The following is a 13,082-nucleotide window of genomic DNA, read 5'->3' as shown; positions in this document are numbered from 1 at the left end:
CCAGTCCCCCAGACCCCCAGCCCGCCAGCCCGCCAGCCCGCCTGCCGAGGACGCTCGGCCGAGACGGGATCTCGCCGAGCGCAGCGGCTTCTCGCCCTCGGCAGCCCACACGTGATTGGCCGGCACGCGGAGTCGCGCGAGGGCACAGAGACCCCAGGAGCCACCGGCACGAGCAGGGGGCGGCAGCGTTGCCGATCCCCGCGAGGTCCACCACCAGTCGACGTGGAGTCCGGTCACGGCGCCAACGGCACAGAGACTCCCGCACGGGCTCCACAGCCACTGTCGCGGCCCCATGGACGTGAGACGGGAGGGAGCTCGCCGTTTCCACTGCACTGCCCACGCTTCGCGCGCACCGAATGCAGGCGAGGAGGGGTCGGACTCAAGAAAGCAGCGCTCTTGCTCCGCCCGCGTCCGAGCGGGCTCCGAACGTGCGGGCATCCGGTAGAGGCAGAGGCAGAGTCCTCACGGCCCGAGGCGCGCGTGCTCCCTCAGCGCGCTCTGGGACCCTCATGTCCTCTCCGGGTGCACGAACACGCACCCTCGACTCAGGAGCGCCACAGGGGCACGTGGGGGCTACCAGAGTGGCGCCGACCTCGTCGGCGGAGACCGCAAAAGGCCCGCCCCTCTTGCGAGGGACGGGCCGGAAGCCTGCAGACGACGCCTAGTGGGCGTAGCGTCCGCGGTAGTACTCGAACACCCAGCCGACGATGGCGATGATGAACAGCGGCGCCGCGAAGTACGCGAACCACCATCCGCCGATCGACAGGCCGAGGAAGATCAGCCCGACGGCAAGGGCCAGCACGAACGGCCACCAGCTCTGCGGCGGGAAGAAGCCGAGCTCAGGATCAGCGTCAGCGATCTCGCCGTCGAGCCTGTCCTCGGGAAGGACGTGCACTCGGAACGGCTTCGCCGAGCTGCCGAGATAGAACGCGACGAAGGCCACGAAGATGCCGGACAGCGCCAGTGCGACGATGCCAACCCACTCGTAGTGGCCGAGGGCCGCATGAGTCCAGAGGGTGTAGACGACGGTCACGACCGCGTAGAAGACGGCGAGGACCCAGAGGAGGCGTGCTGAGGTCTTCACTCTCGTTCTCCGATCTTGTCGTTGACTGGCGTCAGGTCGCGGTAGCCGTGCGGTGCGACCTCGGGGTGGTTGAGGTCGAACGCCGGACGCTCCGAGCGGATGCGCGGGATGGACGTGAAGTTGTGACGCGGCGGCGGGCAGCTGGTCGCCCACTCGAGCGAGGAGCCGTAGCCCCACGGGTCGTCGACGGTCACCTTCGGTGCGTTGCGGGCCGTGATGAAGACGTTCAGGAAGAACGGCAGCAGCGAGATCGCGAGCACGAAGGCGCCGAACGTCGAGAGCTGGTTCATCCACGTGAAGTTGTCTTCGGGCTGGTACGTCGCGTAACGACGCGGCATGCCCATGACGCCGAGCCAGTGCTGGATGAGGAACGTCATGTGGAAGCCGATGAACAGCAACCAGAACTGGATCTTGCCGAGGCGCTCGTTGAGCATCTTCCCCGTCCACTTCGGCCACCAGAAGAAGAAGCCGGCGAACATGGCGAAGACGATCGTTCCGAAGATGACGTAGTGGAAGTGAGCCACGACGAAGTACGTGTCAGACACGTGGAAGTCGAGCATCGGCGAGGCCAGGATGACACCCGTCAAGCCACCGAAGACGAAGGTGACGAGGAAGCCGAGCGAGAACAGCATGGGCGTCTCGAACGTGACCGAGCCACGCCAGAGCGTTCCCAGCCAGTTGAAGATCTTCACACCGGTCGGCACCGCGATGAGCATCGTCATGAGCGCGAAGAACGGGAGGAGCACGGTGCCCGTCACGTACATGTGGTGAGCCCACACGGAGGCGGAGAGCGCCGCGATGGCGATCGTCGCGTACACGAGGGTCTTGTAGCCGAAGATCGGTTTTCGGCTGAAGGCCGGGAAGATCTCGGACACGATCCCGAAGAACGGCAGTGCGAGGACGTAGACCTCCGGGTGGCCGAAGAACCAGAACAGGTGCTGGTAGAGGATCGCTCCCCCGGCCTCGACGTCGTAGATGTGCGTCAGGAACACGCGGTCCATGAGCAGGCCGAACCAGGCAGCCGCGAGAACGGGGAACGCGAACAGCACGAGGATCGACGTGATCATCGCGTTCCAGGTGAAGATCGGCATGCGCCACATCGTCATGCCAGGTGCGCGCATCGTGATGATCGTCGTGATGAAGTTCACGGCGCCGAAGATCGTCGCGAATCCTGTCGCCGCGAGCCCGGCAACCCAGAGGTTGCCTCCGACTCCCGGAGAGTAGGTCATCGTCGACAAGGGGACGTAGGCCGTCCAGCCGAAGGATGCCGCACCTCCCGGCGTGAGGAAGCCACCGACCGCGATGAGCGCGCCGAAGGTGAAGAGCCAGAAGGCGAACGCGTTCAGTCGCGGGAACGCGACGTCGGCCGTGCCGATCTGCAGGGGCACGAGCACGTTCGCGAAGCCGGAGAAGAGCGGCGTTCCGAACATGAGCAGCATGATCGTGCCGTGCATCGTGAACAGCTGGTTGTACTGCTCTTTGGTGTCGATGATCTCCATGCCCGGCTCGAAGAGCTGGGTGCGGATGACCAGTGCCATGACTCCGCCGATGCAGAACCAGACAAAGCTCGAGATCAGGTACATGTACCCGATGGTCTTGTGGTCCGTCGAGGTGATCCAGGTGACGAGGACGTTGCCCTTGCGCTCGACAGAGCGGCTCGGAGCCGTGGTCGCCTCAGAGACCGGGGTGATGCCTGGACGGTTCAGCGTTGACGTCATTTTCGTCGCCCCTATTCCGACTCGTGGTTGAACTCGGGAACATCAGTGCCCGGAAGGTTCTGGTTGCGGTTGTAGTCGTCGCCGTGGGCGCCGACGTTGCCCGCCGCGCGCAGCTCGGCGATGTAGGCGTTGTACTCGGCCTGCGAGACGACCTCGACCTGGAAGAGCATCATCGAGTGGTACTCGCCGCACAGCTCGGCGCACTTGCCCATGTAGGTGCCTTCACGTTCTGGCACGAACGACATGGTGTTGGTGTGGCCGGGGATGTTGTCGATCTTGTAGTGGAAGTCGACGACCCAGAAGGAATGGATGACGTCGCGCGACTTGATGTCGAGCGTGACGTTCGCGCCGACCGGGAGGACGAGCTTGGGCAGCGCTGCCTCGTCGATGGTTCCGGTCGCAGCTCCGCGCTCTCCGTCGACAGACGGCTCGCGGTCTTCCTGCGCCTGGATGCCCTCGTAGTAGACGCCCGAGTCATACGCGGTGTTGCTGGTCGGCAGGTAGTTGAAGTCCCATGCCCACTGCTTGCCGTAGACCTCGATCTTCACGTCCTGCTCTTCTTCGGCGAAGTTCGAGACGACAGGAGCCTCTTCTCGCACCGTGAAGGCGAAGAAGCCGGCGACGAGGATGATCGGGACCACGGTGAAGAGGATCTCGATGGGCATGTGGTAGCGCAGCTGAGCTGGCAGGCCCTTTTCGCCCTTGCGGCGGCGGTACATCACGGATGCCCAGATGATGAGCCCCCACGTGATGCCGCCCACGACAAGCAGAATGATCCAGGAGTTGACCCAGAAGTTCGTAAAGGCGTCGGAATGGTTGGTGACGCCGGGGTCACCGGGCATGTAGCCCCGTAGTTCTTGCGACGTGCAGCCAGCCAGAATCAGAATCAGGGCTGCTGCAATCGGAGCGGCGAACCACTTCACGCGGCGGGTGTCTCGCACGGCAAACCTTTCGAGGTGACGCATACAGGTTGCTGTCAGTCTAGTGGGAATCTCGCGGGCGAACGACTCGGGGCGCGCGGAGACGACGAAACGGCGCGGTCAAAGACCACGCCGTTTCGGGTGTGTCGCGGGGCGCTGCCCCGCGTGTCGGGTCAGTGGAACGAATCGCCACAGGCACAGGATCCCTGCGCGCTCGGGTTATCGATCGTGAAGCCCTGCTTCTGGATCGTGTCTTCGAAGTCGATCTTCGCGCTGTCAAGGTAGGGGACGCTCATCGGATCGACGATGACTTCCACTCCGTCGAAGTCGACGGTCGCGTCGCCGTCGAGGATGCGCTCGTCGAAGAACAGCTGGTAGATCAGCCCGGAGCAGCCACCAGGCTGCACGGCGATGCGGAGGCGGAGTCCGCCCTCGCTCTCCTGGCCGATGAGGTTCTTGATCTTGTCGAGGGCCGCCTGCGTGAGGGTCACGGAGTGCGTGGCCTCGCTCACGGTGATGCCTTCAAGAACTGCGCTCATTGATTCTCCTCGTGCTGCTCGGCGGGACGACGTGCTCCCGCGCTCTTCACGTCGATAACGGCGTGTGAGCCAAGGATATTCCTCCCACGCACGAATCGCATCACCGGATGTCCGCGTCAGGGCGCGCGAAGCGGTGCAGGAACAGCGCCTCAGCCGAGATCGCCCGGCGGAGCACCCCGAGGTCCTGCGACTCGTTCGGGCTGTGCGCCATCGTCGCCGGATCCTCGACTCCGGTCACCAGGATCTCCGCCTCCGGGTACACCTCGGCGAGCGCGGCGATGAAGGGGATCGATCCCCCGATCCCCGTCTCCGCCGGCTGGGCGCCCCATCCGTCCTCCATCGCGGTCTTCATGAGACCGACGGCTGGTCCGGCCGTGTCGACGAGGAACGGCTGCCCCAGGTCCGGCTGGGTGATCTCGATGTGCGCCCCGAACGGCGCATGCTCGCGAAGGTGGCTCTCGATGGCCTCGAACGCGCGCGCGGCGTCGTCCCCAGGCGCGATGCGGGCGGACAGGCGCACCGAGACCGCTGGGAGGAGCGTGTTCGAGGCCTCGTCGACGCTCGGCGCGTCGATGCCCGTGATCGTGATCGCTGCCTGGTTCCAGAGCCGGTCGTGGACCGTGCCGGTGCCGATCGTGGTGACGCCCTCGAGCAGTTCCGCGTCACGGCGCACGTCGGCCTCATCGCCCCCGGAGGGTCCGTCGGCACGCGAGCCGAGCCCGGTGACCGCGACGGCTCCGCGCTCGTCCCAGAGGGAGTCGAGGAGCCGGACGGTCGCGAGCATCGCATCCGGCACCGCTCCCCCCAGCATGCCGGAGTGCGAGGCGTGGCCGAGCGTTCTCACGGTCACCTTCATCGTCACGTTGCCGCGCAGCGAGACGGTCAGGCCGGGGATGCTCGTGGACGGGTTGTCGCTGTCCGCGACGATGATGGCGTCAGCGCCGAGAGCCGCCTTGTGCTTCTCGAGGAAGTCGGCGAAGCTCCGCGAGCCGTTCTCCTCCTCGCCCTCGATGAACACCGAGATGCCGATCTTGGGTCGGCCGGCTGTCGCCGCGCTGAGCGCCTCGACAGCCGCGATGTGGGCCATGACCCCTGCCTTGTCGTCGCTTGCGCCACGGCCGTAGAGGCGGCCGTCCCGCAGCGTGGGCTCGAACGGCGGGGTCCGCCAGTCGTCGGCGCTGCCCTGCGGCTGCACGTCGTGGTGCGCGTAGAGGAGAACCGTCGGCTGGCCGGGCTCCGCCGCCCGCGTTGCGATCACCGCGGGCTGCCCTGCATAACCGTCGGCGGTCTCGACGCCGTCGATGTCCACGGATTCGAACACCCCCGTCTCGCGGAGCAGCTCGGCGGTGCGCTCGGCACTGCGTCGCACGTGGACTCGATCGAACGCATCCCAGGACACCGATGGAATGCGGACGAGCCCGGCGAGCCGCGCGATCGTGGTCGGAAAGCGGTCCTCCACAGCTCGGAGGAGGGCCTGTTCCTGGTCATGTGCATCGAGTGGGGCATCGGAGAGTGTCATAGCGGTTAGGCTAAATCACCCAGAGTTCTTGAGAGGCATCATGTCGAAGCACGAGTCCAAGAGCGCCGAGACAGTGTCGCTTCCCGCGAAGAGTCCGGCCAAGAAGCAGCAGCCGACCCCCACGAGGCGCGAGCGCGAGGCGCAGAACCTGCGTCCCCTCGTCCCCGAAGACCGCAAACAGGCCAAGCGCGAGATGCAGGCGAAGGTGCGCATCGAGCAGGCCAAGGCACGTGAGGGGCTCGCCAAGGGCGACGACCGCTACCTCCGTCCCACCGAGCGCGGCCCGCAGAAGCGCTTCATGCGCAACTACATCGATGCGCGGTACTCGATCGGCGAGCTCCTGCTCCCGATGATGTTCCTCGTCATCTTCGCCACCTTCATCCCGAGCCAGTCCGTCGGCATCTGGGCCATGAGCTTCATCTGGGCCTTCCTCGCCGTCTGCGTGCTCGAGGCCGTCATGATCGCGAACATCATCAAGCGACGCATCGCCGCGGTCGTCGGCAAGGACAAGGTCGAGAAGGGCATCATGATCGGCACGATCGCCCGGAGCCTGCAGCTTCGCGTCATGCGCATGCCGAAGTCGCAGGTCAAGCGCGGCGCGAAGATCGAGTTCACGGGCAAGTAGCCCTCGCCGGGACGGGCCTGCTCGTCTGCAGGACTCAGAAACCACAGGAACTCGACACCGCAAAAAACTCGAAGGCCCGAACGGTATTCCGCTCGGGCCTTCGCTGTTTCACAATCTAGACCTGCTCGGGGCCCAGCAGGTGTCAGCTGCCTGAGAATCGCGAAGACGGCACGATCTGCGAGCAGCGAGGCCCGGGCTCAGCGCCTCAGGCGCGCGAGCCCCCTGTTGATGCTGGCTGCCCAGCCGGGGCCGGCATAGAGGAACTCCGTGTACCCCTGCACGAGCGTCGCGCCGGCGTCGAGACGCCGCTGCACTTCGGCGGCGTCGGCGACACCTCCGACGGAGATGATGCAGAGGCGGTCCCCCGCCGTCTCCTTGACGGTGCGCAGCACCTCGAAGGAGCGTTCCGTGAGCGGGCGTCCAGAGAGGCCTCCTGCGCCGAACGCCTCGACGACCCGCGAGGATGTGCGCAGCCCCGACCTCGAGATCGTCGTGTTCGCGGCGATGACGCCAGCGAGCCCCTCGTCGATGGCCAGCTGCGTCACTTCGCGGATCTCGCCGTCCGTGAGGTCCGGTGCGATCTTGACCAGCAGCGGCACGTCTGGCGCAGCCTCACGGGCTGCCCGCAGGATGGGCGTGAGGGACTCGAGCGACTGCAGGCTGCGCAGGCCTGGCGTGTTCGGCGATGAGACGTTGACGACCAGGTAGTCGGCGACGTCCTTCACCGCCGATGCGGCTGCGGCGTAGTCGAGGTGCGCATCCTCTGCTTCGGTGGTCTTGTTCTTGCCGATGTTGACGCCGACGATGACGGTGCGGTTTCGGCGAGCCGCGATGTTCGCCGCCGCGAGCTCGGCGCCCCGGTTGTTGAAGCCCATGCGGTTGATGAGCGCGCCATCTGCGACGAGCCTGAAGAGGCGCGGGCCGGGATTCCCCGGCTGTGGGCGCGGCGTGACCGTGCCGACCTCGACGTGCCCGAAACCGAGGGCCGCAAGCCCGTCGATGTCTTCCGCGTCCTTGTCGAATCCTGCTGCGAGACCGAACGGCGATGCGAAGCGAAGTCCCATCGTCTCGACCGCCAGCGACTCGCCGGGGGCCGTGAACGTCGACGTCACCCTGGCCGGGATGCGACGCCCGAGAGTCCTGATGACGCCCGACGCGAGGGCGTGGGCACGCTCCGTGTCCATCTTCGACAGCACGTGGGTGAAGAGCAGGCGGTACGCGGCGTTCATCTGACCTCTTCCTCGATGGTGGACTCGCCGTCGGCAGACTCCGTGGCGTACTGCGCCCTGATGCCGTCCTCGTGCATCTGCTCGATGGCGGCTCGGAAGTCATCGAGGCTAGCGAAGCCCTGGTAGACGCTCGCGAACCTCAGGTACGCGACATCGTCGAGCTCGCGCAGCGGTGGCAGGATCGCGAGCCCGATGTCGTTGGCCTCGATCTGGGATGCCCCCGTCGACCTGATGCTCTCCTCGACCCGCTGGGCCAGCAGAGCGAGATCGGTGTCGGTGACGGGCCTCCCCTGGCATGCCTTGCGCACGCCGGCGACAACCTTGTCTCTCGAGAAGGACTCGACGACGCCATTGCGCTTGATCACCGCGAGGCTCGCCGTCTCGGTCGTCGAGAAACGGCGACCGCATTCGGGGCACTGCCGCCTGCGACGGATCGCGAAGCCGTCGTCGCTGGTCCGCGAGTCGATGACCCTCGAGTCGGGGTGCCGGCAGAATGGGCAATGCATCAGCTGAACCTCGCCGTCACTGCTTCGCCGTGCGCGGGCAGGTCCTCAGCTTCGGCGAGCGCCACGACGTGGCCGCTCACCGTCCGCAGAGCCTCTCGGTCATAGCGGATGACCTGCTGCGGCCGCAGGAACGTGTGTGCCCCGAGGCCGGGCGTGTGGGCGGCCTGCCCTCCCGTCGGGAGCACGTGGTTCGACCCAGCGAGGTAGTCGCCGAGGCTCACGGGCGAGTTCGCCCCCATGAAGATCGCACCGGCGTTGTGGAGCGTCGCAAGCACGGCCTCCGGCTCACGGGTCTGCACTTCGAGGTGCTCGGGTGCGTACGCGTTCGAGACCACGGCCCCCGCGGCGAGGTCGTCGACGAGGATGAGCGCGGACTGGCGTCCGCCGAGCGAGGTGCGGACCCGTTCGGCGTGCTTCGTGGACGCGGCTCTGGCGGCGACACGCTCGAGCACTCGTTCGGCCCACTCGGGGTCCGGCGTGACGAGGAGGGCCGAGGCGAGTTCGTCGTGCTCGGCCTGGCTGACGAGGTCGGCGGCGACGTGGTCGGGATCCGCCGAGTCGTCCGCGAGCACGAGGATCTCGGTGGGTCCGGCCTCGGAGTCGATGCCCACGAACGACTGCACGATGCGCTTCGCAGCCGCCACGTAGACGTTGCCAGGGCCCGTGATGACCTCGACGGGCTCGAGGCCGATGTCCGGGACGCCGTGTGCCAGCGCACCGATCGCGCCGGCCCCGCCCATGGCGTAGACCTCCGTGATGCCGAGCAGGCCAGCCGCACCGAGGATCGTCGGGTGGACGCTCCCGCCGAATTCGCGCTGAGGCGGCGACGCGATGGCGATGGATCTCACCCCGGCGGCCGCGGCCGCGCAGACGTTCATGACGACGCTCGACGGATACACGGCCTTGCCGCCTGGCACGTACAGGCCCACTCGGGCGACGGGGTGCCAGCGGAGCTCGACGATGGCGCCGTCGCCGAGCGTCGTCACACGCGGCGCGGGGACCTGGGCCGCGGATCCGGCTCGAACCCGCTCGATCATGGCTTCCAGGCCAGCGCGAACCCGAGGGTCGAGGCCAGCCGTCGCTTCGTCGATGGCCTCCTGAGGTACCCGCAGATGGGGTGGCTCGACGCCGTCGAGTCGAAGGGCCTGCTCCCGGAGGGCGGCCCCGCCTTCGTCACGGACCACGGAGATGAGCTCCGCTGCCGTGCCGAGGGCGCGCGTCACGTCGAGCTCGGCACGAGGGAGGATGTTCCGAAGCTCGGAGGCGCTGAGCGCAGAACCACGCAGATCGATGAGTTGCATCATGGTTTCTCCATCGTAGTCAGGCAGGAGGGAGTGCCGTCGCGAGAGCAACGGCCGAGGTGGGCTCTACTCCAGGCAGCTCGGCCCGAGGAGCGCCTTGAGCTCCCCGTAGAGGTCCTGCGTGATGCGCACGCGGTGCGGCAGCTCGAAGCGGCGGATGACACCGGGAGTCCGAAGCCTGAGCCGCACCTCGCTCTCGCCCGAGTGCCGCCGCAGCACCTTTCCGAGTGCATCCACGACGGGCTCGGTGGCGCGCGTGTCCGGGATCGTGAGCGTCAGCGTGCCGGCATCCTCGGCCGCGGAGATCTTCGGCAGGGTCAGCCCCTGCGCGTGGAGGTTCATGCCGTCGTCTCTCTTCGAGACACGGCCCTTGACGGCCACGATCACGTCTCCCTGGAGCTGCGTCTGGAACTCCTGGTAGGTCTTGCCCATGAACATCACGGTCATGGTGCCGCCGAAGTCCTCGACCTCGATCATGCCGTATGGGTTGCCCGAGTTGCGGGCGACCCGGTGCTGCACGCTCGTGATGAGGCCAGCGATCGTCACCTGGGAGCCGTCTTCGAGGTTCTCGGCCTGCGTGAGGTCGAGGATGCTCGTCGTCGCGAGCTTCGCGAGGTCGCGCTCGAGACCCGCGAGCGGATGGTCGGACACGTAGAGCCCGAGCATGTCGCGCTCGAAGGCGAGCTTGTCTCTGCGGTTGAACTCGGGGCGGACGGGAACGTCGTCCTCCTCCGCCTCGAACTCGTCGAGTCCCGCGAACAGGTCGACCTGGCCGTGCGCCTCGTTCCGCTTCCGCGAGACCGCGACGTCGATGGCGTTCTCGTGGACCTCGACGAGCGCGCGGCGGGTGTTGCCGAGCGAGTCGAACGCGCCCGCCTTGATGAGCGACTCGACGGTGCGCTTGTTCGCCACCGTCGTCGGCACCTTCTTCAGGAAGTCGTGGAAGGACGTGAACGCCGTCTTCGACTCCCTGGCCTTCTGGATCTCCTCGACCACGTTCGCGCCCACGTTGCGGACGGCGCCGAGGCCGAAGCGGATGTCCTCGCCGACCGCCGAGAAGTTGACGAAGGACTCGTTGACGTCCGGTGCGAGCACGGTGATGCCCATGCGGCGGCATTCGTTGAGGTACATGGCGAGCTTGTCGCGGGAGTCGCCGACGCTGGTGAGGAGGGCGGCCATGTACTCAGCCGGGTAGTGCGCCTTGAGGTAGGCGGTCCAATAGGAGACCACCCCGTAGGCCGCGGAGTGCGCCTTGTTGAAGGCGTAGTCGGAGAAGGGCAGCAGGATGTCCCAGAGCATCTTGACCGCTTCGTCGGAGAAGCCGTTCGCGTGCATGCCGCCCTGGAAGCCAGCGAACTGCTTGTCCAGCTCCGACTTCTTCTTCTTGCCCATCGCTCGACGCAGGATGTCTGCCTGGCCGAGGGAGAACCCCGCGACCTTCTGCGCGATGGCCATGACCTGCTCCTGATAGATGATCAGGCCGTAGCTGGTGGAGAGGATCTCCTTGAGGGGCTCCTCGAGCTGCGGGTGGATCGGCGTGATCTCCTGCTCGCCGTTCTTGCGCAGCGCGTAGTTGATGTGCGAGTTCGCGCCCATGGGGCCCGGGCGGTACAGCGCGATGACGGCCGAGATGTCCTCGAAGTTGTCGGGCTTGAGCAGACGCAGGAGCGATCGCATCGGGCCACCGTCGAGCTGGAACACGCCGAGCGTGTCTCCGCGGGTCAGCAGCTCGTAGGCGCCGACGTCGTCGAGTTCGAGATCTTCCAGAACGAGGTCGATGTCGCGGTTCGCCTTGATGTTGACCAGCGCGTCGCTCACGATCGTGAGGTTGCGCAGGCCGAGGAAGTCCATCTTGATCAGACCGAGGGACTCGCTCGCCGGGTAGTCGAACTGCGTGACGATCTGGCCGTCCTGCTCCCGCTTCATGATCGGGATGATGTCGATCAGCGGATCGCTCGACATGATCACGCCAGCCGCGTGCACGCCCCACTGGCGCTTGAGGTTCTCGAGGCCACTCGCCGTGTCGAAGACCTTCTTCGCGTCCGGGTTGCTCTCGATGAAGGCGCGCATCTCGGAAGCCTCCGAGTAGCGCTTGTGCTCCTTGTCGAAGATGCCGCTGAGCGGGATGTCCTTGCCCATGACGGCCGCCGGCATCGCCTTCGTGAGCTGGTCGCCCATGGAGAACGGGTAGCCGAGCACGCGCGACGCGTCCTTCAGGGCCTGCTTCGCCTTGATGGTGCCGTACGTCACGATCTGCGCGACGCGCTCCGAGCCGTACTTCTCGGTGACGTACTTGATGACCTCGGACCTGCGGCGATCATCGAAGTCGACGTCGAAGTCGGGCATGGAGACGCGGTCAGGGTTGAGGAAGCGCTCGAAGATGAGGCCGTGGCGCAGCGGGTCGAGGTCGGTGATGCCCATAGCGTAGGCGGCCATGGACCCAGCACCGGATCCACGGCCGGGGCCGACGCGGATGCCGTTGTCCTTCGCCCAGTTGATGAAGTCGGCGACGACGAGGAAGTAGCCGGGGAAGCCCATCTGGTTGATGACGCCGATCTCGTAGTCGGCCTGCTTGCGCACGTCGCTCGGGATCCCACCCGGGTAGCGCTTGCCGAGGCCGGTGTCGACCTCCTTGATGAACCAGCTGCTCTCCGTCTCGCCCTCTGGCACGGGGAAGCGCGGCATGTAGTTGGCGCTCTCGTCGAACTCCGCGGAGCAGCGCTCGGCGATGAGCAGCGTGTTGTCGCACGCCTCAGGGTGGTCGCGGAAGATGGCGCGCATCTCGGCGGCCGACTTGAGGTAGTACCCCGTGCCGGAGAACTGGAAGCGGTTCGGGTCGTCCATGGTCGACCCGGACTGGACGCAGAGGAGCGCAGAGTGGCTGTCGGCATCGTGCGAGTGCGTGTAGTGGAGGTCGTTCGTCGCGACCAGCGGAAGGCCGAGGTCCTTCGCGAGCTTGAGCAGGTCGGGCATGACACGGCGCTCGATGTCGATGCCGTGGTCCATGATCTCGCAGAAGTAGTTCTCCGCGCCGAAGATGTCTCGGAACTCCGCGGCTGCGGCGCGAGCTTCGTTGTACTGCCCGAGACGCAGCCTCGTCTGCACCTCGCCGGAGGGGCATCCGGTCGTCGCGATGAGGCCCTTCGAGTACGTGTTGAGCAGCTCGCGGTCCATGCGCGGCTTGAAGTAGTACCCCTCCATGGACGCGCGGCTCGAGAGCCGGAAGAGGTTGTGCATGCCCTGCGTCGTCTCGCTGAGCATCGTGATGTGCGTGTAGGCACCGGAACCGGAGACGTCGTCTCCCCCGCCGTTGCCCCACTTCACCCGAGTCCGGTCGCCGCGGTGCGTCCCCGGCGTCAGATAGGCCTCCGTGCCGATGATCGGCTTGATGCCGTGCTCCTTGGCTGCCTTCGCGAACTCGTAGGCGCCGAACACGTTGCCGTGGTCGGTCATCGCCACCGCGGGCATGCCCTGCTCGACAGCGGCCTTCATGAGCTCGCCGATCCGGGCTGCCCCGTCGAGCATCGAGTACTCGCTGTGGACGTGGAGGTGGGCGAACGAGTCTGCTGAAGGCAATGTCTCTCCGGGAAGAAGGGTGGATCGGCGCACCCATCTTAGATCGCCGGAGCGGGTCCGCGAGC

At 66.5% G+C, this 13,082-nt stretch carries 10 protein-coding genes; 1 reads left to right on the top strand and 9 read right to left on the bottom strand.

Going from position 1 to position 13,082, the window contains the following annotated elements; genetic code table 11:
* Positions 1 to 661: 661 nt before the first annotated feature.
* From C5E06_RS08415 to C5E06_RS08395, 5 genes are all read right to left on the bottom strand, one after another.
* Entirely contained in the window at positions 662 to 1,084 is a 423-nt protein-coding gene (locus tag C5E06_RS08415) for a cytochrome c oxidase subunit 4 (protein ID WP_104241158.1), read from the bottom strand.
* A complete protein-coding gene (ctaD, locus tag C5E06_RS08410; protein WP_104241157.1) occupies positions 1,081 to 2,802 on the bottom strand; it encodes a cytochrome c oxidase subunit I in 1,722 nt (573 codons plus the stop codon). The genes C5E06_RS08415 and ctaD overlap by 4 nt, the downstream gene beginning before the upstream one ends.
* Positions 2,803 to 2,813: 11 nt before the next feature.
* Positions 2,814 to 3,767 (bottom strand): cytochrome c oxidase subunit II, encoded by a 954-nt coding sequence (gene coxB / locus C5E06_RS08405; RefSeq protein WP_104241156.1) that lies wholly within the window; start codon positions 3,765 to 3,767, stop codon positions 2,814 to 2,816.
* Between the two features lie 128 nt (positions 3,768 to 3,895).
* Positions 3,896 to 4,261 carry an iron-sulfur cluster assembly accessory protein gene (locus C5E06_RS08400; protein WP_104241155.1) on the bottom strand — a complete coding sequence of 122 codons (366 nt, stop codon included), beginning with the start codon at positions 4,259 to 4,261 and terminating at the stop codon, positions 3,896 to 3,898.
* Between the two features lie 100 nt (positions 4,262 to 4,361).
* Positions 4,362 to 5,780: a dipeptidase gene (locus tag C5E06_RS08395; RefSeq protein WP_104306587.1), complete on the bottom strand. Its 1,419-nt coding sequence runs from the start codon at positions 5,778 to 5,780 to the stop codon at positions 4,362 to 4,364.
* A gap of 40 nt (positions 5,781 to 5,820) precedes the next feature.
* Here C5E06_RS08395 and C5E06_RS08390 point away from each other — a divergent pair, with 40 nt between their 5' ends.
* Entirely contained in the window at positions 5,821 to 6,405 is a 585-nt protein-coding gene (locus C5E06_RS08390) for a DUF3043 domain-containing protein (RefSeq protein WP_181059337.1), read from the top strand.
* Positions 6,406 to 6,602: 197 nt separating this feature from the next.
* Here C5E06_RS08390 and C5E06_RS08385 read toward each other — a convergent pair whose 3' ends face one another.
* The 4 genes from C5E06_RS08385 to dnaE form a co-directional block, all read right to left on the bottom strand.
* Positions 6,603 to 7,634 carry a quinone-dependent dihydroorotate dehydrogenase gene (locus tag C5E06_RS08385; protein WP_104241152.1) on the bottom strand — a complete coding sequence of 344 codons (1,032 nt, stop codon included), beginning with the start codon at positions 7,632 to 7,634 and terminating at the stop codon, positions 6,603 to 6,605.
* Positions 7,631 to 8,140 carry a transcriptional regulator NrdR gene (nrdR, locus tag C5E06_RS08380; RefSeq protein WP_104306586.1) on the bottom strand — a complete coding sequence of 170 codons (510 nt, stop codon included), beginning with the start codon at positions 8,138 to 8,140 and terminating at the stop codon, positions 7,631 to 7,633. The genes C5E06_RS08385 and nrdR overlap by 4 nt, the downstream gene beginning before the upstream one ends.
* On the bottom strand, positions 8,140 to 9,444 hold the full coding sequence (gene hisD / locus C5E06_RS08375) for a histidinol dehydrogenase (protein ID WP_104306585.1): 1,305 nt from the start codon (positions 9,442 to 9,444) through the stop codon (positions 8,140 to 8,142). Before hisD ends, nrdR begins: the two co-directional genes overlap by 1 nt.
* Positions 9,445 to 9,507: 63 nt before the next feature.
* Positions 9,508 to 13,017, bottom strand: a complete 3,510-nt coding sequence (gene dnaE / locus C5E06_RS08370) for a DNA polymerase III subunit alpha (protein ID WP_104241149.1) — start codon at positions 13,015 to 13,017, stop codon at positions 9,508 to 9,510.
* Positions 13,018 to 13,082 lie beyond the last annotated feature (65 nt).

The organism is Pseudoclavibacter sp. RFBI5, assembly GCF_002931395.1.
Lineage (GTDB): Bacteria > Actinomycetota > Actinomycetes > Actinomycetales > Microbacteriaceae > Pseudoclavibacter.
Note: the sequence above shows the minus strand (reverse complement) of the source record. Positions and strands in the feature narration are given on the sequence as shown.